The organism is Phocaeicola faecicola (assembly GCF_013618865.1).
GTDB classification, from domain to species: domain Bacteria; phylum Bacteroidota; class Bacteroidia; order Bacteroidales; family Bacteroidaceae; genus Phocaeicola; species Phocaeicola faecicola.
Genome location: NZ_JABSOE010000078.1, coordinates 1 through 19,765, shown reverse-complemented (window position 1 = coordinate 19,765; position 19,765 = coordinate 1). Strand labels below are relative to the sequence as shown.

Below are 19,765 nucleotides of genomic sequence, written 5' to 3'. Positions count from 1 at the left end.
GGAAAGTTAGACTGAATGAGAAGGTGGAGAGCCGTGTACGGGGAGACCTGTATGCACGGTTCGGAGGCGAGTGCTTGGAAACCTACCACTGTAAAAAGTGGCAAGGCGCTGGGTGCTTAGCCTATGGTCAAATAGCAAGTGCGAAAATCCCGCTTTCAAGGATGATTTCACCCGCTCTTTACTGGGTAATGACAGGTGATGATTTCTCGCTGGACATCAACAACCCGAAAGAGCCTAAAATCTTGGTTGTCGGCAACAATCCCGACCGTCAGAACATCTATTCGGCGGCACTGGGATTATATAACAGTAGAATAGTGAAGCTGATAAACAAGAAAGGTCAGCTTAAAAGTTCGGTGATAATAGATGAATTACCGACTATATATTTTCGTGGGCTTGATAATTTGATTGCGACCGCCCGAAGCAACAAGGTTGCGGTTCTGCTGGGCTTTCAGGATTACAGCCAGCTTACCCGTGACTATGGGGACAAGGAAAGCCGTGTGATACAAAATACTGTGGGCAACGTGTTTAGCGGTCAGGTAGTCGGTGAAACGGCAAAAATACTGTCGGAGCGTTTCGGAAAGGTGTTGCAGAAACGGCAGAGCATGACAATCAACCAGCGGGAGAAGTCCACCTCGATAAGTACCCAAATGGACAGCCTGATACCCGCCAGCAAAATATCCAACCTCACGCAAGGTATGTTCGTGGGGGCTGTGGCGGACAATTTCGATGAACGGATAGAGCAGAAGATTTTCCACTGTGAAATCGTGGTGGACAATGAAAAGGTGAAGCGGGAAACCGCCCGTTACGTGAAGTTGCCGCAGATAATTGACTTCACCGACAAGGACGGCAACGACCGGATGCAGGAAGAGATACAAGCCAACTATGACCGCATCCGTCAGGAAGTCCGGCAGATTGTCGAGGACGAGATAACCCGGATTAAGAACGACCCGGAGCTATGCCACTTGATTAAGGAGGAAGAATAGCTGTATATAATAATGTATGGAGTGAAGAACAGCCGATGTAGCTTTACGGTTGTTCTTCATTTTGCTTTTTGGTGCGGTAGGCTTCAAAACGCACTAATATTTCGTGCAGGTTCTTCAATGCTTCCACAGCCTTGCCTATCGGCGGCATCTTGCTTTTGTCGAAAGTCAGTTTCTTCAAATCGGCAGTGTACGCCGTAGCCACTTCGGGCAACGCCATGACCGCTTCGGCATCCTTGAATATCGGTGCATCAGCCAGCGACAAGTGCGAACGGGAGTTTTTATTTAGTCCGTCCTCTATCGTCACCCGGTACATGGCATCCAAGAAATCTTCCGAATGTAGGTAATCGTTATATTCCTGATTGTGGTAGAGTGCCGACAAGTCGTAAACGTCACGGATATGCTTTGCCAACAGTGCGGCTGCATCCTCATTGTAAGACAGCTTTACCAGCCTTGAAACCTTGTCGCAGATAGTCTTTCGGGGGTTGATACACTGCGTTTCAAAACTTCCCAGCCCGTAGGTGCTTATCAGTTCCTCTTGCCCGATGCTTTCAAGAAAGGCGGTCACAATCGGTTTGATAACCCGCTTGTCCGCCGGGTAGAACATCCGTTTTTTGTCCGGCAGGTCACAGGATTTTATCTCTACTTCCAAATGTTCTTTCAGTCCCACGCCTTGAAATACATTGTCATACGAGAAATACAGTTTACGGTAATTACCGCCCGTTTCCGACAAATCTTCCTTGTATATGTCACTATTGAGTTCGGCTATGTATTTGGAAAGTTTCTTGTTCAATGTCTTTTCCGCCTGCTTGGACGCACCTTTGTCACCCGTGAACACGAACAAGTCCAAATCTTCCGAGAAACGTTCTATCAGCCCGTAGGCTTTGGAAAGTGAAGTTCCGCCTTTGAAGTAGGTCTTATCCGCATATTCGGACATGGAAATATCCCGCAGTATCTTCGATACCCAGTAATCCTTTTCCACGTGCGACTGCTCGTAGCCGAAATGTTCAGCCGCCAGTGCGATGATTTCCTTGAACGCTTCCTTGTCCGAATGTAAATTCATATTTCTGTCCTATGCTGTTTTATAATCCAAGTTGAACCGTGTCGTGGGAAGAATGGTCTTTACCATTTCCGTTTGCAACACGGTTTGTCTGATGTCGCCCAGTATGTCCGCCACCACCTTTCTGACACGTGGCGGGTAACTTTTCGCCAAAGATACGATTTTTTCCAGTTCCGGCAGGCTGTACCCGTTGAAATATTGGCTTTTGACCCGGTTGTAGATGTCCTGCCCGGTTGTTCCGGGTATGCGCTTCATGTCCTTTATCGCATCGAGCAGCCGCAAGTATGGGACAAGGCTTTCATCCGGATAGACCATGCAGTAGGCTTTCACGCACTCTATATCCAAGTTCTTGAAACGGAAACGGCGAACCGGGTTAGGAGTGGCTATCGTTATGGTTGTGGCTACCTGTTCGGTCAGCCCCATTTTGTTATAGACGTAAGCCCCCGTGATATAGCCGTTCAGTTTTTCAGTCAGGTAGCGGAACTGTTCATCCTGATAGACAGGCAGCTTTCCCAGTCCCAGCACTGATTTCTTGGGACGGTAGTACGCCCCCTTTTCAACCCGTACCAGTACCCCTTTGCGGCTCTGTTCGGAAAGTAGCACCGCAACATTGGCGGTCTTTTCCGTTTCAAACGACAAATCCCGGAACGTGAATATACGCCCGGTATCTATCCGTTCAATCTGCCCAAGTATCTCTTTTCTGAATGAAGCCATATTTATGTCCTTTGTTTCTATATGCAAAGATAGTATATTATGTAATCACCTGCAAAAACATAACAAAGATTTTACCGAAGATGTTTTCTTTTTGTCGTGTCACCTGATAATAGAAGAATAACGGAAACTCAATCAAAGGCTTGCCAAACGCTTCACAAACGTTCCAAAAATAAGCTGTATTTCAGTATTAATTTTGATATGTAGCTCATTATTAGCCTATTGATAAAATAGCAAACGTTTCATAAACGCTTCACAAATGGCTCGCAAGCATAATGCAAATTTTAATAAGTCGTTGATTATAAGGCATAAGGTCTATAATTAAATGGCTCATAAATGGCTCACTCCAAGAGAGTGATTAACTTCGCTCTCTTTTTTATGCCCTTTTCAATTCTGCAACCAATGGTTGCAGAATTTCATCCCACCCGGACAATTTCAGACAGCGCAGGACAAATTCGGACAGTCCTTGCCGCCCGTCCAAATATAGCATATTTAGTCGCTACCTTTGGGCGGGACTATTCCCGTAACCACTAAAATTCCAATTATTTATGGCAAACAGAATGACCCCGCCCGCAGAGGGGCAGGAAAAAGACGTGCTGCTGGTCTTGGATAAACAGCAGGGAAAGGTGAGTGCCGTTAAGGGTATCGACAAGGACGGCAATTTGCAGACCGTGCCACCCACTACCGGACACGGCGGCGAGTTCATGCAGGTGGACAAGAACAGCGATGTGTTCAGCAACTTCATTTCCAACTTCTACCGCAAGTATCAGGACACTTCCGGGCTGGAACTGTTCAGCGTCAAGGCTTCCGAAGCGGAGCGGGACGCAAAGGCAATCGAGGACAACCACCGCAACCCTACACCGGAGGGTGACAAGCGGGCTGAAATGCTTCGAGTTCCGAAGCCCGACTTCCACGAGTTCAAGCAGGGCTACCGCTTCGACCCTGCAAAAATCGACTGGGAGAACCTGAAAAAAGTCGGCATCACCGCCGACACCCTGAAAAACACGAGGGACTTCGACCGGGTGATGCGTGGCTACAAGTCCCGCAACACCTACACCGTTTCGGGGACGGTGGGCGGCTTCTACCTCAAACCTACCGATGTCAAGCTCTCTTTCTATCAGGCAAAGGACGGCATGGTAGTACCCAAGCTGCACGGCGTGCAGCAGGACGAGAAACTGCTGCAACGCCCGTTCCATGAACACGAGTTCACCAAGCAGGAACAGGGCAACTTGCAAGGCACTGGCAACTTGGGCGGCATCGCTGAAATCAAAGACCCCAAAAGCGGCGAGCAAATCCCCGTGTTCGTCAGCCGGGACAGGTACACGCACGAACTGGAGTATATGCGGGCTGACAAGTGGAAATGCCCCGATACAATCTGTAACGTGCAAGTCAGTCCGGAACAGAAAGCCGCCTTTGAAGCCGGGCAAGCGGTGAAAATGGAAAACCTGCAATTCAGGGACGGCACGCAGCGCAGTGCCTATTTGCAGGTCAGTGCGGTGGAGCGTGGCTTGGAGTTCCTGCCCCGTGCCGCCGTCCAGTTCTTGCAGCAGTGGCAGCAGCCCGCAGAGCGGCAGGTCGCCGGGCTAAAGGACGGCAAGGGCGTTGAGTTCAACGGTCATGTACAGCCCGGCGCACAGGGCAAATCCCCCGACAAGGTGCAGCCGAAAGACGTTACCCCCACCGCCGAGAGCCGGACGCAGGTGGCGGTCAATTCGGGGGGCAAGACCAACGAAGCCACCAAGCAGGGCAAAGAGCCGTTGAAACAGGGTCAGGACAAGCCCACCGCCAAGCAGAAAGAGAAGCAGGAGAAAGCGCAGGACAAGAGCCTGAAAGCTGACAAGCCCAAGAAGTCCAGAGGAATGAAAATGTAATATCCACCATTAAAAAGTAAAGAATTATGATTGCATTGATAGCAGAAAAGCCCAGCGTGGCAAAGGACATCGCCCGCATCATCGGTGCGACCGGGCGTAATGACGGTTATCTTTCCGGCAACGGGTATATGGTGACATGGGCGTTCGGCCACTTAATCCAGCTTGCCATGCCGGAAGCCTACGGCGTGGCGAACTTCCGCAGGGAGAGCCTGCCCATACTGCCGCCCGATTTCCAGCTAATCCCCCGTCAGGTAAAAGCGGAGAAAGGCTACAAGGCAGACCCCGGCGTGCTGAAACAGTTGAAAGTGATAAAGGAAGTGTTCGACCAGTGCGACCGGATTATTGTCGCCACCGATGCCGGGCGTGAGGGTGAGTTAATCTTCCGCTATATCTTCCATTACCTGAACTGCCGGAAACCATTTGTGCGCCTGTGGATAAGCAGCCTTACCGACAAGGCAATCCGTGAGGGGCTGGATAACTTGCAGCCGGGAGAGCGTTACGATAACCTTTACCTCTCTGCCAAGTCCCGCAGCGAAGCGGACTGGCTGATAGGGATAAACGCCACCCAAGCGTTGAGCGTTGCCGCCGGGCAGGGGGTGTTCTCGCTGGGCAGGGTGCAGACACCCACGCTCGTGATGATATGCAGCCGCTATTTGGAGAACAAGAATTTCGTACCCGCCAAGTTTTGGCAACTCAAAGCGGCGACCGCCAGCGGGGGAATAAATTTTACCGCCCAATCGACCGCCAAGTGGGAACAGCAGCCCGAAGCCATAGCCGCCCTGCAACGGGTAAAGGATGCCGGGCAACTTGTGGTTAAATCCGTTGAGAGGAAAGAAGCCTGCCAAGAACCGCCGCTTTTGTACGACCTTACCACGCTGCAAAAGGAAGCGAACACGAAGCTGAACTTCTCGGCTGACAAGACGCTTTCCATAGCGCAAAGCCTGTATGAAAAGAAAGTGATGTCCTACCCAAGAACCGGAAGCCGCTATATTCCGGAGGACGTTTTCGATGAAATGCCGGAACGTGTCGCCCTGCTGGGGCAATACCCCCGCTTTGCCGGGTATGCCGCCGGGCTGGACGGCACACCCCTGAACCGCCGCAGCGTGAATGACGGCAAAGTGACCGACCACCACGCCTTAATCATTACCGAGAACCTGCCCGGCGAACTTTCCAAAGACGAGCGGGCGGTTTACGAGCTGGTAGCCGGGCGTATGCTGGAAGCCTTTTCGGGCAAGTGCGTGAAAGACGTTACCACCGCCTTGCTGTCAGGGGGAGATACCGACTTCACGGTGAAAGGGTCTGTGATGAAAGAAGCCGGGTGGCGTGCCGTGTTCGGCGAGCAGGAAACGGGTGGGGATGAAGAAGCCGCCAGCCTGCCGCCACTCCAAGAGGGAGAATATTTGCCACTCTCCGGCGTGGATCTGCTCGAAAAGCAGACCAAGCCGAAACCGCTGCACACGGAAAGCAGCCTGTTGGCGGCAATGGAGAACGCAGGCAGGGAACTGGAAGATGCCGAACTGAAAGCCAGCCGGAAAGATGCCGGGATAGGCACGCCCGCCACTCGTGCGGCGATTATCGAAACGCTGTTCGCCCGCCAGTACATCGTGCGTGAGAAGAAGAACCTTGTGCCTACCGACAAGGGGCTTGCCGTTTATGGGATTGTCAAGGACAAGAAGATCGCCGATGTCGAAATGACGGGCATGTGGGAAACCGCCCTTGCCAAGATAGAAGCGGGCAGCATGGATGCGGACACGTTCCGGAAGGGCATCGAGGTGTACGCAACGCAAATCACCGCAGAACTGCTATCGGTGCAGCTATCTGTCGCTGCTGGTGAAACCTGCCCCTGCCCGAAATGCGGCAGCGGGCGCATCCTGTTCTACCCGAAAGTGGCGAAGTGTTCCAACGTGGACTGCACGCTTACCATATTCCGCAACAAGTGCGACAAGCAGCTTTCCGACAAGCAGATTGTCGAGCTGGTGACGAAACGCAAGACCGGGCTAATCAAGGGCTTCAAGGGCAAGAACGGCAAGGCTTTCGATGCTTCGCTGGTACTGGACGAGCAGTTCAATGTCGGTTTTTCATTCCCCGAAAAGAAAGCGAAACCGAAGAAATAGCTTATCTTTGCCGCTGAAATTTCATTGTGATAGGTTTTACAGCTTATAATAATTGAAATTTTAGTGGTTGCGCCCGGAGGGAAACCGGGCGCATTTTTTTATATGTTCCCGCCAAACAGGTAGGTCGAACAGACCACCCCGTTATCCAGCACCCTGCTTTCCGAGAGCTTCCACAGCGAGCCGGATGTTTCCCCGACAAAACCGATGCCTTTGCCCGCCATGACCGGGACGGTGTAGATTGTCAGGCTGTCCAGCAGTCCGGCTTTAATCAATGAAGTAAGCAGCTTGCCGCCACCCACCACCAGCATGTCGGTTTCCTGTTTCAGTTCATAGACCCTTTGCAGCGGTTCTTCGGTCAGGAACTCCACCCCGCAGTCCGGCGTCACGTTGGTATCGTAGTGTGACACCACAAAAGACCGTTTGCTTTTGTGCGGCCACCCGCCCCAGTGTTCAAAGATGTAGTTGTAGGTGTTAGCCCCCATAAGCAGGCAGCTTGCGGCGGCGTGTTCCCTTGCCGCCAGTTCCTTGACCTCACGGGGCATCCAGTCCAGTTCATAGTCCGGCGTGGCGGTATGCCCGTCCAGCGATACGGCGATGTGCGCTTTGATTTGTTCCATATTGTCAGGTATTAAAGTGATATAAATCCCTACTGTCTTGGCACGTTAGCCGCCACCCCCAAAAAGAAAGCGTGGCATGACGCTGTTTCAAAGTAGAGGTACTGGCATACCCAAAAGAGGAAACAGTGCAGCCACGCTATGACAAACGCATAGCATATCCTGCGCTGAATATCCCCTCTTTTTGAAAAGTGCCAGTTTTCTACTTTGGGACGTTCGGCGAACGTATATGTTATATATAAAGGCAATATTCCGGCAACCGCCGTCCAACTGCCGTTACTTTTCCGTGTAACTTCTGCAAAGTTAAGCAAATACCCTGAAAAATCACGTGCAAACAGAAAAAATCCTGCCGTGTTATCACAACAGGGCAGGACACAAGCACCTAAAAATACACAAGTTCAGCCCATACGCCTACGGGCAGCTTGCGTTCCTTTGAAGATTATATGAACCGATGACAAAACAGCTTTGGTTCGCCGTGTCTTTGGTGATGATGTCCCTTTCCCGCATGAAGCGGATATAGCTCTTTGCGGTGCGCTCCTTGATGTCCAATACCTGCTGCAACTGCTCGCAAAGGTCTATGTAGGTGATGCGTGTCTGCCGCCCGAAGATGTCACGTGCGACATTCACCAGTTCCCTTTCCTTGCGCTTCTCCTTTTCCTCACGTGGTTTCTCGCCCTTGTACACGTGCATCCCGGCTTCCTTGTCCCAAGCAAAGAGCATCAGCGGCACGTCCAGCGGGCTTCCGTCCCTTACTTTCAGGGCTTTTACCACCGACTGGGTAGGTTCTTCGTCTTTCTCAATGGACAGGATAGTAGCCGCCTTGCGCTGCAACTCGCTGCCCAAATGTCCCCGCAGTTTCAATCCGTTGGGGACGAAGTGCAGCACGCACAGAATACACGTGTTGTAGATGCCCGCCAGCCGATAAAGTTCATCTATCACCGCCACGCTTTCCGCTTCATCGTTGGCACTCTTAACAAGGTCTGCGATGCCGTCAATGACGACCAACTGGATGCCGCCGTACTGGTAGTAGAACTTGTCCATGCTTTGTACAATGGCGTTCAGGCGTTCTTTGCGTGACATACCGGTAAGACAAAACGCTTTCAGTTCATCGGGTTTGTCCGGCTGTTTGGCACGTGCCAGCAGGTTGCTTACGTTCTTGAACAGTTGCACTTCTGATTGCTCGGTATCATAGAGCAAGACCGCCTTGTGTTTGCCGTTGGCGGTTATCTGTATGCCCAGTGTATCTATGTCCTCACCAGCCGGGCAGATGCAGCCCGCCACGATTGCGGCTACATAATTGCTCTTGCCCGTTCCCTCGCCCCCGGTGATGCCGAACAGGTTGCCTTGTGTCCCCAGCGGAACGTCACCCGCCGAAATAATCTCTTGCGCTTTGGCGGGCGGGTTGTTGAAATCTATCTCGCACGATTTAAGCATAATCAATGTATCGCTATACAGGTTGTCTAAAAATTCGATAAACAGTTTCAGGAAATCTTCACGGGTGTTCCCGGCTTTGAAGTAGTCGGATATGTCCTTTTCCTCTTTCGTTCCCGGAAGCGGGAGCAGCAGGCGTTTCACGCCAAATTCTTCCAACAGTTTTTCCTGCTTGCATGAACTTTCCCTGCCCGTCTTGTCCATGTCAAAGAGCAGGACGATGTGTTTGAAGCGGAACGTCAGCCGATAGACCAGCGTGGGCGGTATAGTCACTGTTTCGCTATTGAAGCAGATAGCGTGAAAACCGTGCGCCGCCAGCGAAAGCACGTCTTTCTCGCCGCCCGTGATGAATAGCGTGTCGCCTTTGGCTGGCAGTTGTTCCAGCCCGAAACAGTAGTTCTCGCCGAAGCTGCCGCCGTAGAGGAAGCGGGGCGTGGAGAACGGGCGGTACAGCTTGATGTGCTGTTTGCCCTTGTAGCCGTACATGGGTTCTGCCACCGATGAAGTGTAGGTGTACGGTTTGCCCTCTGCCGTTTCGCTGTTGTATTCCCGGAGCGAGCAGACCTTGTAACGTTCCAGCAGTTCGGGCGTGATGCCGTACTGTTGCCAGTACACCAGTTCGGCAAGCGGGAACTTCTGTTCCCGGAACTGGTAGGGCTTGACGGGCTTTTCGGGCGTTTCTTCGGGTTTGTCCGGCACTGCCCGGCAGACGGTTGCCGGGGGAACGGAAACCGGAATGCCGGAAGCCAGCCCCAAGCCCAAATCCCGGTCGATGATTTCCAGTATCTCCACGAAGTCAGCCGCCCGGTTGCAGTCCAGCCCCTTTAACTGCCCCACGAGGAAGAAACAGTCGCCGCTGTAACTGTCGTTGCCGAAGTCCTTCATCTTGTAGATACCGCCCCGGCGGTCGAAATAGATGTTGCAGGAAGCCTTGCTGTCCTCGTACAGCGGGTTAAGGAAGTTGCGACCTATGCGCCAATTGCCGGGCAGGTAGTGTTTGAACACCGCCAGCCCGTTACTTGTTCTTTCTAAGATTTCCTCTTTCCTTAGCATACAACTGGTGGTTGGTTATCAGGTTGTCGATGTTCTCCTTGTTGCTCCTTATCAGGCGTTCTTCCAGCATCCGGCGTATCTCGCTGACCTTGTAGAAGTAACGTCCCCTGATGTTGGAATAGGCGATAGTCCCCGACACCCGCAGGCGTTGCAGGGTCTTTTCGCTTATTTTCAGGAACGTGCAGACCTCGTAGCTGTCCACCCACATGTCTTCCTCGCTTTGCCTTGCCGTTTCCATGTGGTTGAAGATGTAGTCGGCAATGGCGGTAATCTTGTTGTCCAGTTCCTTGTAGGCTTTGGACTCGAATGTTATTATTTCCATAACGGTAACTAATTGATTTGCCGCAAAGTTCGGGTGTCCTGAAAAATAAAACGCCACAGATGTACCCACCTGTGGCGAAATAAATTTTGTTAAAGCACGGTTGCCTAATCCTGCTCCCTCATGCGCATCAGCAACCTGTCTTTCAGGGTGGAGAGGAAGCCCGTTCGGTCTTTGGTCTTGGCTTTTAGTTCCATGTAGGTGTGGTAGAAGTCGCCGAGGTCGATGTCGAACACGTATTCAAAGTAGGCTACAATCTCCTTAATATCAACCGTCCCCTTGTTCAGACAGCCGCAGGCGTCCAGTGCGTAGATAAGTTCCACCAACGCCCTTTTCGTCCCCGTCCAGCGCAACACCTTTCCCATGAAGCCGTTCTTCACCCGCTTGCGTTGTTCCCGGCGTTCCAGCTCGTGCAGACGGTTGGTGAGGTATATTTCCAGCAGTTCGTTGGCTAAAATCTTGGCTACCTTGAAATCGTGACTGGTGCTGAACTGTGGGTCTGTTTCGTAATAGAAACTGTCCACGATGATTTGTATGTCAGGCTTCCCACGCATGAAATACTGCCTGTCCAAGTAGGTGGCTTTCGTTCGGTGGTACTGGTAGAACGCCAAGTTCCGCTGGAACGACTTTGAAATCCGGTCGGTTTCCGACAGCAGGTAGTCCCTTTGCACTTCCTCGCTACCGCTGGGGAAGCGCACCTCTATCTTGTAAACGGTGTTGTAATAGATGATTTTGCTCGCTAAAAGCGGTTTCAGTTCCTTGAAGAAGTGTATTTCCTCTTCCGTGCTGGCGAACGGGTAGGAGATTATAAAGTTTTTGAGTTCGCCCAGTATCTCTTGCAGGTAGTCCACGCACAGGCGGCAGAGCGTCAGCGTGTCCGCTGCGGTGTCCTCGTATTCCTGTATCTGCCATTCCACTTTTTGAAGCAGTCCGGCGAAGTATGTTTCCAACGGTATCTTATGTTCCATAACCTTGTGCTTATCTTTTATGAAGCACAAAGTTACGGGCATAAAAAATCTGTTTTATTCTTGATTTTTCACATTACGTTCTTGTAACTGTGCATTTTCTTGTTTCCTGCGCTTTTCTGCGTATCTCACCCGGTGTGTCCAGCAAGTAAGCCTTGCAGAAGTCGTTCAGGTTCGATGTCGATGCGAACCCGGTGGTGAACGCCACTTCGGTAAGTGTGAGGTTGGTGTTCTTCAGGTAGTGTTCCACGTCCTTTGCACGCTCCTTTATCACCCATTCCTTAGCCGTGTACCCGGTCATTTTCTTTACCTTCCGTCGGAACGAGCCGTATTCCATGCCGCATTTGTCCGCCAGTTGCTCGGCATCATAGACCATGTAGCCTTTCAGACGCACCATTTCGGTGAATGTCTGCCTGCCCAGCTCCGGCAGCATCCGTTCGGCGTGGCGCAGTTCCTTTTCCGTCACCAGCAGGCGGTTGTCCCTTACCGGGTTTCTCCGTAGCAGGTAGAAAGCGTGGCATACCGTGTTGTACACGTTGCAGAGGTACTGCCGTCCCGGTCGCATCCAGTGGAGCGCATCGCAGTAGGCGGTCAGTTCGGGTATCTCGTCCCGCTTGCGGTGCTGTTCCGCCAGTTCGTCCAGTATGGCGTAATGGGTGGTGGACATACCCAGCAGGATAATGATTGCCTTGTAGTCCTTGTATGTCGCCAGTGTCGGCGTTTCCGGCAGGCTCTTGAGCGTGTCGCACACGCGGGCGCACAGCCGCCCGTCCTTGCTGAACGGTTCAAGTTCCAAGTAGTTGTCCATTTTCCGGCTGTTGTGCAGCAGCCATGTTACCTTTTCGTCCAGTTCCTTGCAGGACGCTTCCAGTTCCGCTTCGGGAGCGGGCAGCAATAATGATGTAATCCGTTGTTCCATATCTGAATAAATTGATTTGTTTTCTGTACGTTACCCGGTAGCCCATAGCCAAAACTTTTGGATTAGCCGCCAAACCACGTGATAAAGGAACATGGCGGCAAGCATAAGAAAACCTGCCCGCAGGAAATATTCTTCAATGCGCTGCCAAACGCTCGTTTTTTGTTCGGGCATCAGTATGTCCGCCACTTCCTCAAAGGTCTTGCAGGCGAAAATCGCTTGCCGGAACTCGTCTGCGCTGTTCCTGCATTCTTCCTTGAACCACCGTGTCTTGGGGTATCGTTCCGCTACCAGTTCTTGCAGTTTTCGTAGTGGGAACGGTTCGGGGTTGTCCCCGTACTCGTATTCAATGGAAATCACACGTCCCTGCATCCTGATGCAATATCCGAATATCCCTTGCCACTTCACTTTGTGCGCCCCCTTTTCAACATATTTCGTCCCGGTTGCATCCACTACAATGTAGTTCTTCCGCTTCTTCAACAACTCGGTATTGGTCGTTGTGTACAGTTCTTCCTTGCGAAACACGTATATCATGTTGCCTTTGGGGGCAAAGCTGAATATCGGGTATTTAAGTCGGGCTTTCATTGGAAATAGTCTATTGTTTTATAAAAGCAAAATAAAGCAGGGTAACACCTACCACAACCCCGAAAAAGATACAACCTGTAATAATGAAAGCCCAATCGGGGTAATGGAAATCAAGTTCTTCATAAGGAATGGCAGTTTTCTTTATACATCTGTTCCATACCCATATCAGAACTTTTCCAAATCTATTTACTATGATAAGGTTACTCATATTGATTAATGGCTAAGCGGGAAACGACGTTAGTCCGTTATCCCGGTTTGTTAGTAATATATTCTATCGCACTCGCTTCAAATCCCCAATAAATTGGAGTACCGTTTCTATATATGGAATAGCTTTTAGAATTTTGATATTATCTATTGATTCTATACCACCCGATACCAATGCTGGGACATATCCGTAACATTCATCCAATGTAGGAACATCCTTTTCTGATTTTATCATAGGATATTTATTTAAGGAGAACCATGATTCCAAACAACTCTTGTTGAAAATTACCACATTCAATAGTATATCAACATTCTCGGATAAAATCTTGAATGTTCCGTATCTCACATTGATGAATACGACATAATCTCCTATCACGGGATTCTTAACATAAGCAAAAATATCTCCAAAAACAGTTGTCATAAATGGAGTTACAGTTTCATACTCATACAGAGGATAACTATCATCTACTATTGTCTGATATTTATTGGGGTTAATAATTCTGAACAATCCATCACAAAACGTTCCAAGTCCAACTTCTTTCCAAAGTTCGATAATTTTTTCTGATACCGCATTAGCATATTTTGCAATAAAAGTATCATCTACCGTTTGGCGAGTGCTGTTTAGGCTCTTATCTAAAAATTTTTCGTACATATTGATTGTGCTATTTATTACTAATGGCTAAGCGGGGAACGCTGTAAGCGTTATCACGCTTTGTTATCAACTCTCATTTCATTTTTTCTCACATCAATATAAAGCAAATCATCATGGTCTGTTATACTATATAGTTCCATAAAATCTTCTGTTACCAAATAATATTCATCAAGCCCCTCACAGTCTCCGATAAATCTATGTATATCAGACATTCTTGCTTTATAGATGATGAAATCCTTGTTCCAATAATCAATAAAGAAATAGAGAACGATATTTTTATCAATTACATCTAATAGACAAAAATAAGGGTCTTCCATATTACAATCTATACTATATGGCACATATTTAAAACTCAGCCATAACGCACGAGGATTCCCGATTACAAATGTGTCATATAACCTTTGTATTAAAATCTCTTTATCGACATCTCCTATTTTCTGAAATGGAAGATGATTATCATTGACCGTTCGCTCTATTTCTTTATAATCAAACATGACATTTTGCTTTTGTTGATAATGTAATGTCTGGAAAGGACCACCGTTTAGGTGGTATCTTTCCTTGTTCAAGGCAGTTTTACCCACCATACACTATTACATATTATATAGAACTTCAATTTTTGACTGTTGTTTCCGACAGAAAGAGGCGTGAAGTTCATGCTTGCACCCCGTTCGTTTTATTACTGCTCTTATCCGTATTTCATTCATTTTTTTGTTCTCCTTTCTTCCATTTTATGGAATTTTACTGTTTCTGTTCACGGCAAGGCATAGCTATCCCAAGTTACTGTCATGCCGTTTTTTTCCGGTGTATGTCGCAATGCTCCAGTACAACCGTATATGTTATGCCGCCACCTGTTACCGTAGTGTGGCTGTAAACTCTCATCCGTCCGCAATGCTCACAGAAATACGGATTTTCGTATTCACTTTCTGCCTGTTGCAACTCGGTTTCTTTCATTTCGCTTTCATCCCGTCCGAAGTATTCTTCCGGCAGGTTGCCTTTGTTGGAATAGAAGCCGTAGTACCTCACGATGCGGAAATAGCGCAGTGGAACGTGTTGCAGCAACCGGGGGAAGAACTCTCGGTAATGCAGTGTCAGTTCCTTTTCAACCGGGTTTCTCCTGTCGGGTGAGTTCCTGTAATCACGGTAACGGAATGAAATGTTCTCACCGTCCATTGCCGTAATCTTGTATTCACTCAGGCACGCCCGCTTGGAATACCTGCCCACATATTGTATCACCTGCTCCGGCATCTGTATGGGCTGCTCCAAATGTACAATCCAGTCTTTTTTGTTCGCCACTTTTTTGATGAAGCCCATAAACTCCATGCGGTCATGGAAGTCATGCTCCAGCCTGCCCGTGTCGAACAACCCTATCAGCGCATTTTCAAACTTGTAGCGGAACACCTTGCGGATTGAGGGGATATGTACATAATCACGTTCGGGAATGACAATTTTTCCGTTGCTGTCAATACCGCCCCACGACATAATCATGTGCGTGTGTACATGGAGCTGTTTCGTTTCCCCGTAGGTATGCAGCACGGCAATCACCCCGGTTTTCAAGCCGAACTTGTGCTGCATCCAGTCCTTAACGGTTTCAGCCGATGTGCGCATCAGGATATTCAATATTTCTTTCTTGTTGCGCTTCACCAAGTCCAGTAATATATGCGGCAAGGTCATAACCACATGGCGGTGTGGCACTCGCAGCATCTTTTCTTTCATGCGTGCCGCCCATTTCAGCGTGTCATGCCAGCCACATGACGGGCAGAAACGGTTCTTGCAGCTATGACTGATTTCCCGTACTTCGCCACAATCAGGGCAGGCATATGTGTCTATTCCCAAAGCGGCTGTACGGCACACACGGATAGCGTTCACCGCCTTGTACTGTTCGGGGGTGATGTACTCCGCCGGGTGCTGTGCGTACTCGTCCCACCACCGATTGAAGAAGTCGGATAAACGGTACTTTTTCGCTTTGCAACCGTCTGTGTATATGTCGTTTAACAAATCTGTCATGCTTGTATCGTTATTTCTTTTATCTTTGCTAAATCATTGTAAATCGCTGATTTATAGTTGTTTTAATTGCCTTGAATTTTTCGATAAACGCACCTTATGGTGTAGTTCCTATTCACTATTAAATCATTGCCTAATCATCATCCAAACAATCCAGCGGATTGGGGATTTTTGCTTTATAGGCGTTCGATACGTGCAGATAAATTGCCGTTGTTTTTATATCGGTATGTCCCATAAGTTCCTGTATGGTTCTTAGGTCTGTCCCTTGTTCCAGCAGGTGGGTGGCAAACGTGTGCCGGAGCATGTGGAACAGAATACAGGAAGCAAGCAGATGAAGGGATGAGAAAGGAAAACGTAATTGGTTGAATATGAGCAAAAGTTCTGTTTTTTGCTGAGATAATGGAAAGCAAAAATGGACAGGATATTGCAGGTGTTCAGTTACCAGAATGTTAGCTGCCCAGTTACCTGAGCCGAATAGGTAACAGACTGAACAATGAAGAAGCTGTCACAGAGGCTGTTATTCACTATATGTCAGCATTTTGCATATCAAAGGACGCTTATAAAATAGGTAATTTTACCATTAAAAAATAAGCGTATGAAAGTAGAAAAATTTAAGGTGTTGCTCTACCTGAAAAAGAGCGGTCTTGACAAATTCGGAAAGGCTCCGATAATGGGGCGAATAACGGTGAACAACACGATGGCACAATTCAGTTGTAAGCTGTCATGTACTCCGGAGTTATGGAATCCAAGAGAAAGCCGACTGAATGGAAAGAGTAAAGAAGCCGTTGATATTAATGCAAAAATTGACCGGCTCCTGCTTTCTGTCAATTCTGCATTTGATTCACTTGTAGAACGTAAGATTGATTTTGACGCGACTGCCGTAAAAGAGCTTTTCCAGGGAAGTGTGGAAACCCAGATGACTCTGTTGAAACGGCTTGATATGCATATCGAGGATATGCGCTCAAGAATCGGTATAGATGTGGCAAAAAGCTCCATGTCAACATACATTTACACCCGTAGGTATCTTGGTGAATATATTCAAAAACGATTCAAGACAAGTGATGTCGCTTTTGGTCAGTTGAATGAACACATTCCTTGGGAGTTTCAGGATTATATTCTGAAGGACAAAGGACTTGCGGTAGATACGGCAAGACATTATCTGGCCATCCTGAAGAAAATCTGCCGGATGGCATTTAAGGAAGGATATGCGGAAAAGCGTTATTTTGTAAATTTCAAACTGCCCCAAGAGCATCGTAAACCACCACGGGCTTTGAGTCGTGAAGATTTTGAGAAGATCCGTGATGTTGTAATACCATCGGTAAGAGTCACTCATAACATAGCCAGAGATTTATTCCTTTTCGCCTGTTATACAGGAGTCCCATATGCAGATGCGGTTTCAATTACCCGAGAGAATATATACAAGGATGATAAGGGCGATTTGTGGTTAAAGTATCTGAGAAAGAAAAATGATTATCAGGCACGCGTCAAATTGCTGCCGGAGGCTATCGCTCTAATAGAAAAATATCGTTCGGATGAAAGGGATGAGCTTTTCCCGATGATACACCATCCTAATATGCGACGGCACATGAAAGGTTTACGGGATCTGGCAGGCATAAGTTGTGACCTGGTCTATCACATGGGAAGACATACCTTCGGAAGTCTGATAACCCTTGAGTCTGGTGTCCCAATTGAAACAATCAGCAAAATGCTGGGGCATACCAATCTGACAACAACCCAGCTTTATGCAAGGGTAACTCCTAAAAAACTTTTTGAGGATATGGACAAATTTATCGAAGCAACGAGTGATATGAAATTGGTATTATAAATCAAAAAAGGAAGAGTCATGAGAAGTACATATAAGCAACTGTATTATATAAACCGCAGTAAAGTCAAATCTGACGGAACTACATCAATCATGTGTCGTATTACAATAGATGGAAAAGCTGTTGTATTATCGACCGGGTTATATTGCCAACCGGAAGAGTGGAACAGCAAAAAAGGGGAAGTCAAGAACAACAGACTGAACGGAATGCTTTGCGAGTATAAAAAACGGATAGATGAAACTTATGCTGAACTGTTGAAAGTAAACGGTGTCATCAGTGCAGAGCTGTTGAAAACAGCCATGACAGGAACTGCCGACATCCCGAAGTACATATTGCAGGCAGGGGAGGTGGAACGGGAAAATCTGAAAATCCGTTCCATTCAAATAGATTCAACCTCCAGTTACAGGCAATCAAAAATGTATCATTACTATCTGGGGGAATACATCCGTTCTCTGGGCAAGGAGGACATGCTTTTTACAGATATTACCGAAGAGTTTGGCACCAATTTCATTTTGTATCTGAAAACAAATTACCCTCATAAGCCGTCATACCGTAACCATTGTCTTTGCTGGCTGAAACGTCTGGTTTATCTTGCCGTGGATAACGGAATTTTGAGATATAATCCTTTGGATGATATAAAATATGAAAAGAAGGCACCTACAAAGCTCATGTATATAAGCAAGAACCAGCTTCAGGAGATAATGAGCCATCCAAAACCGGATCCACTACAGGAACTTGCAAGAAGAACCTTTATATTTTCATGTTTTTGCGGTTTGGCTTACGTTGATGTACGCAATCTCTATCCGCATCATATAGGTACAACTGCAGAAGGACGAAAATATATCAGAACATACCGCAAGAAAACAAGCGTTGAGTCATTTATACCATTGCACCCGGTAGCGGAGCAGATAATTTCCTTGTATAATACGACAGATGACAGTAAGCCCATTTTCCCGTTACCCATACGGAGTATGATTTGGTTTGAGATACATGAATTGGGATTTTCCCATCAGTTCAAGCATAACTTGTCATACCATCAAAGCCGTCATACTTTCGGTACCATGATGGTTTCTGCCGGAGTTCCTATGGAAAGCATATCAAAGATGATGGGACATACAAATATCAGAACTACACAAGGATACGCAAAAGTTACTGATGACAAGATTTCGGAGGATATGGATAAGCTAATGAAGAGAAGAAAACGTATATTTAATAAATCTTCATTACTTGGAGGTTTATAATGTAAAAGAGATTTTCACCTAAATTCTTATTTGAAATGAGAAATTGGGGAAATTTAACTCTAAATATACAAGAGCTGCCAGTAAGTTGAGATTTACTTATAGTCTGGGAGCTCTTGTCTTATATTTTAACTTATATGATTTCGAATAAATAGCACATGTTTTGCGTGTTTATGCTAATAGAGCCAATGCCTCTGTAATAATTGGCGTTAATTGATTGGCGGCAATACTTGTTGCAATTCCTTGTATTGCATTAAATGCTATTCTCAATGTCTTTTTAGCCCAAGATGGTTTATTACATTCTTCTGAGATGGTTTCAACTGCCATCTTTAAATCTTCATTATCAATGTCTTTTGTAGCTTTTACAAGTTCTGATACTAATTCTTTAATTTGTTTTTGTTGATCAGGATCAGAAATGCATAACACACTGTTATTTTTAGAAATATCTCCTGTATTTACAGTCCCGTCCCCTGTATTCGCAACTACCGAGTTTATATAATAATTATTCATGATATTTTTTATTTCATTTTGTCCTTCAATTTTAGAGAAATCGACACCTGCATCAATTTTTTTATCAAGATCAAGAAAAAAAGATAATAGTTTTGATTTGAAAGTATCCACAATATTAGCTAAAGAAGATACAGGAATCTCTTGCCAAACTTTCTCTACATTTCCTCTTACATGTTTTCCAACTTCGGGATATGCAATAACTGGAGAATTAATTGATACATGGCCATTTTTATTTGAACTACAAATATTTTCTATTTCTGATAGAGAATTAATAATGTGTGCATGGCTCATACAATCATTAATAATTTCATCTTCAAATATTCCAGGAGGGATTGTACAATTTTGGTATAATCCAATATAAGGCTGAAATACGTTAGCTTTAACTATAGCTCCTAAAACTCTATAATCTGGAAGATTTTTAGCATCGGAATATCCATTTTGCTCACTTTTTATCCACTCTTCAAACTCCTTATTATTTAATTGAGATGCAACAATTTGAGCTTTTAGCAATATCCCTTTAATCGGCTTGTCATCCCCTAAATCTTGAATAATCTTATTAATTATATCTTTAGTCATTTTTATATAAAAATATTGTTATGTAGGTCGGCGGCATTGCTGCCGCTTTCCCCATTAAGAACTGTACGTGCGACTTTCACCGCATACAGCTCCGATAATTCTAAATTTAATTCTCATAAAATTAAATCGGCTCATAATCATC

The 19,765-nt window shown here is 47.0% G+C and carries 18 protein-coding genes and 1 pseudogene; 5 read left to right on the top strand and 14 right to left on the bottom strand.

Going from position 1 to position 19,765, the window contains the following annotated elements; genetic code table 11:
- The coding region (locus H3001_RS16765) for a TraM recognition domain-containing protein (RefSeq protein WP_246368670.1) at positions 1 to 983 on the top strand (983 nt) is incomplete at its 5' end.
- Positions 984 to 1,026: 43 nt separating this feature from the next.
- On the opposite strand, the gene H3001_RS16760 is transcribed toward H3001_RS16765, so the two are convergent.
- Together H3001_RS16760 and H3001_RS16755 are read right to left on the bottom strand one after the other, a co-directional pair.
- Positions 1,027 to 2,043, bottom strand: coding sequence for a nucleotidyl transferase AbiEii/AbiGii toxin family protein (locus tag H3001_RS16760; RefSeq protein ID WP_007754159.1), 1,017 nt, complete (start codon positions 2,041 to 2,043; stop codon positions 1,027 to 1,029).
- Between the two features lie 9 nt (positions 2,044 to 2,052).
- A complete protein-coding gene (locus tag H3001_RS16755) occupies positions 2,053 to 2,754 on the bottom strand; it encodes a DUF6088 family protein (RefSeq protein WP_007754166.1) in 702 nt (233 codons plus the stop codon).
- Between the two features lie 545 nt (positions 2,755 to 3,299).
- Here H3001_RS16755 and H3001_RS16750 point away from each other — a divergent pair.
- Together H3001_RS16750 and topB are read left to right on the top strand one after the other, a co-directional pair.
- Entirely contained in the window at positions 3,300 to 4,622 is a 1,323-nt protein-coding gene (locus H3001_RS16750) for a DUF3945 domain-containing protein (protein WP_008648469.1), read from the top strand.
- A gap of 26 nt (positions 4,623 to 4,648) precedes the next feature.
- The gene (topB, locus tag H3001_RS16745) at positions 4,649 to 6,736 is read left to right on the top strand and encodes a type IA DNA topoisomerase (protein WP_181215559.1); all 2,088 of its coding nucleotides are present in this window, start codon (positions 4,649 to 4,651) and stop codon (positions 6,734 to 6,736) included.
- Positions 6,737 to 6,834: 98 nt separating this feature from the next.
- Here the strand turns inward: topB and H3001_RS16740 are convergent, their stop codons facing one another.
- The 11 genes and pseudogenes from H3001_RS16740 to H3001_RS16695 form a co-directional block, all read right to left on the bottom strand.
- Positions 6,835 to 7,353: a dihydrofolate reductase family protein gene (locus H3001_RS16740; protein ID WP_004326099.1), complete on the bottom strand. Its 519-nt coding sequence runs from the start codon at positions 7,351 to 7,353 to the stop codon at positions 6,835 to 6,837.
- Between the two features lie 408 nt (positions 7,354 to 7,761).
- Positions 7,762 to 9,834 (bottom strand): bifunctional DNA primase/helicase, encoded by a 2,073-nt coding sequence (locus H3001_RS16735; protein WP_007754174.1) that lies wholly within the window; start codon positions 9,832 to 9,834, stop codon positions 7,762 to 7,764.
- A complete protein-coding gene (locus tag H3001_RS16730) occupies positions 9,797 to 10,225 on the bottom strand; it encodes a helix-turn-helix domain-containing protein (RefSeq protein WP_008648468.1) in 429 nt (142 codons plus the stop codon). The genes H3001_RS16735 and H3001_RS16730 overlap by 38 nt, the downstream gene beginning before the upstream one ends.
- Before the next feature lie 35 nt (positions 10,226 to 10,260).
- Complete coding sequence (locus tag H3001_RS16725) at positions 10,261 to 11,163, bottom strand: RteC domain-containing protein (RefSeq protein WP_004326095.1); 903 nt, start codon at positions 11,161 to 11,163, stop codon at positions 10,261 to 10,263.
- 31 nt (positions 11,164 to 11,194) lie between these two features.
- The gene (locus H3001_RS16720) at positions 11,195 to 12,037 is read right to left on the bottom strand and encodes a helix-turn-helix domain-containing protein (protein WP_007754178.1); all 843 of its coding nucleotides are present in this window, start codon (positions 12,035 to 12,037) and stop codon (positions 11,195 to 11,197) included.
- 30 nt (positions 12,038 to 12,067) lie between these two features.
- The gene (locus tag H3001_RS16715) at positions 12,068 to 12,619 is read right to left on the bottom strand and encodes a hypothetical protein (protein ID WP_007754180.1); all 552 of its coding nucleotides are present in this window, start codon (positions 12,617 to 12,619) and stop codon (positions 12,068 to 12,070) included.
- A gap of 10 nt (positions 12,620 to 12,629) precedes the next feature.
- Entirely contained in the window at positions 12,630 to 12,827 is a 198-nt protein-coding gene (locus H3001_RS19535) for a hypothetical protein (RefSeq protein ID WP_007754182.1), read from the bottom strand.
- A gap of 63 nt (positions 12,828 to 12,890) precedes the next feature.
- Complete coding sequence (locus H3001_RS16710; protein ID WP_004326084.1) at positions 12,891 to 13,475, bottom strand: GAD-like domain-containing protein; 585 nt, start codon at positions 13,473 to 13,475, stop codon at positions 12,891 to 12,893.
- A gap of 53 nt (positions 13,476 to 13,528) precedes the next feature.
- Positions 13,529 to 13,969 carry a DUF6756 family protein gene (locus tag H3001_RS16705; protein WP_149965532.1) on the bottom strand — a complete coding sequence of 147 codons (441 nt, stop codon included), beginning with the start codon at positions 13,967 to 13,969 and terminating at the stop codon, positions 13,529 to 13,531.
- A 289-nt stretch (positions 13,970 to 14,258) separates the two neighbouring features.
- Complete coding sequence (locus H3001_RS16700; RefSeq protein ID WP_181215558.1) at positions 14,259 to 15,479, bottom strand: IS91 family transposase; 1,221 nt, start codon at positions 15,477 to 15,479, stop codon at positions 14,259 to 14,261.
- A gap of 130 nt (positions 15,480 to 15,609) precedes the next feature.
- A pseudogene (locus tag H3001_RS16695) lies at positions 15,610 to 15,783 on the bottom strand (tyrosine-type recombinase/integrase); the annotation flags it as partial.
- 288 nt (positions 15,784 to 16,071) lie between these two features.
- Between H3001_RS16695 and H3001_RS16690 the strand changes: the two are divergent.
- The gene (locus H3001_RS16690) at positions 16,072 to 17,301 is read left to right on the top strand and encodes a site-specific integrase (protein WP_181215556.1); all 1,230 of its coding nucleotides are present in this window, start codon (positions 16,072 to 16,074) and stop codon (positions 17,299 to 17,301) included.
- Positions 17,302 to 17,319: 18 nt separating this feature from the next.
- The gene (locus H3001_RS16685; RefSeq protein WP_181215555.1) at positions 17,320 to 18,540 is read left to right on the top strand and encodes a site-specific integrase; all 1,221 of its coding nucleotides are present in this window, start codon (positions 17,320 to 17,322) and stop codon (positions 18,538 to 18,540) included.
- 168 nt (positions 18,541 to 18,708) lie between these two features.
- On the opposite strand, the gene H3001_RS16680 is transcribed toward H3001_RS16685, so the two are convergent.
- Positions 18,709 to 19,623: an AbiTii domain-containing protein gene (locus tag H3001_RS16680; protein ID WP_181215554.1), complete on the bottom strand. Its 915-nt coding sequence runs from the start codon at positions 19,621 to 19,623 to the stop codon at positions 18,709 to 18,711.
- Positions 19,624 to 19,765 lie beyond the last annotated feature (142 nt).

Bases quoted from the DNA above. Each gene is read 5' to 3' on its own strand.
- H3001_RS19535 (WP_007754182.1), bottom strand. From the start codon at position 12,827: ATGAGTAACCTTATCATAGTAAATAGATTTGGAAAAGTTCTGATATGG.
- H3001_RS16755 (WP_007754166.1), bottom strand. From the start codon at position 2,754: ATGGCTTCATTCAGAAAAGAGATACTTGGGCAGATTGAACGGATAGAT.
- H3001_RS16715 (WP_007754180.1), bottom strand. From the start codon at position 12,619: ATGAAAGCCCGACTTAAATACCCGATATTCAGCTTTGCCCCCAAAGGC.
- H3001_RS16735 (WP_007754174.1), bottom strand. From the start codon at position 9,834: ATGCTAAGGAAAGAGGAAATCTTAGAAAGAACAAGTAACGGGCTGGCG.
- H3001_RS16700 (WP_181215558.1), bottom strand. From the start codon at position 15,479: ATGACAGATTTGTTAAACGACATATACACAGACGGTTGCAAAGCGAAA.
- H3001_RS16690 (WP_181215556.1), top strand. From the start codon at position 16,072: ATGAAAGTAGAAAAATTTAAGGTGTTGCTCTACCTGAAAAAGAGCGGT.
- H3001_RS16705 (WP_149965532.1), bottom strand. From the start codon at position 13,969: ATGTTTGATTATAAAGAAATAGAGCGAACGGTCAATGATAATCATCTT.
- H3001_RS16725 (WP_004326095.1), bottom strand. From the start codon at position 11,163: ATGCCCGTAACTTTGTGCTTCATAAAAGATAAGCACAAGGTTATGGAA.
- H3001_RS16750 (WP_008648469.1), top strand. From the start codon at position 3,300: ATGGCAAACAGAATGACCCCGCCCGCAGAGGGGCAGGAAAAAGACGTG.
- H3001_RS16685 (WP_181215555.1), top strand. From the start codon at position 17,320: ATGAGAAGTACATATAAGCAACTGTATTATATAAACCGCAGTAAAGTC.
- H3001_RS16710 (WP_004326084.1), bottom strand. From the start codon at position 13,475: ATGTACGAAAAATTTTTAGATAAGAGCCTAAACAGCACTCGCCAAACG.
- H3001_RS16720 (WP_007754178.1), bottom strand. From the start codon at position 12,037: ATGGAACAACGGATTACATCATTATTGCTGCCCGCTCCCGAAGCGGAA.
- H3001_RS16680 (WP_181215554.1), bottom strand. From the start codon at position 19,623: ATGACTAAAGATATAATTAATAAGATTATTCAAGATTTAGGGGATGAC.
- H3001_RS16740 (WP_004326099.1), bottom strand. From the start codon at position 7,353: ATGGAACAAATCAAAGCGCACATCGCCGTATCGCTGGACGGGCATACC.
- topB (WP_181215559.1), top strand. From the start codon at position 4,649: ATGATTGCATTGATAGCAGAAAAGCCCAGCGTGGCAAAGGACATCGCC.
- H3001_RS16760 (WP_007754159.1), bottom strand. From the start codon at position 2,043: ATGAATTTACATTCGGACAAGGAAGCGTTCAAGGAAATCATCGCACTG.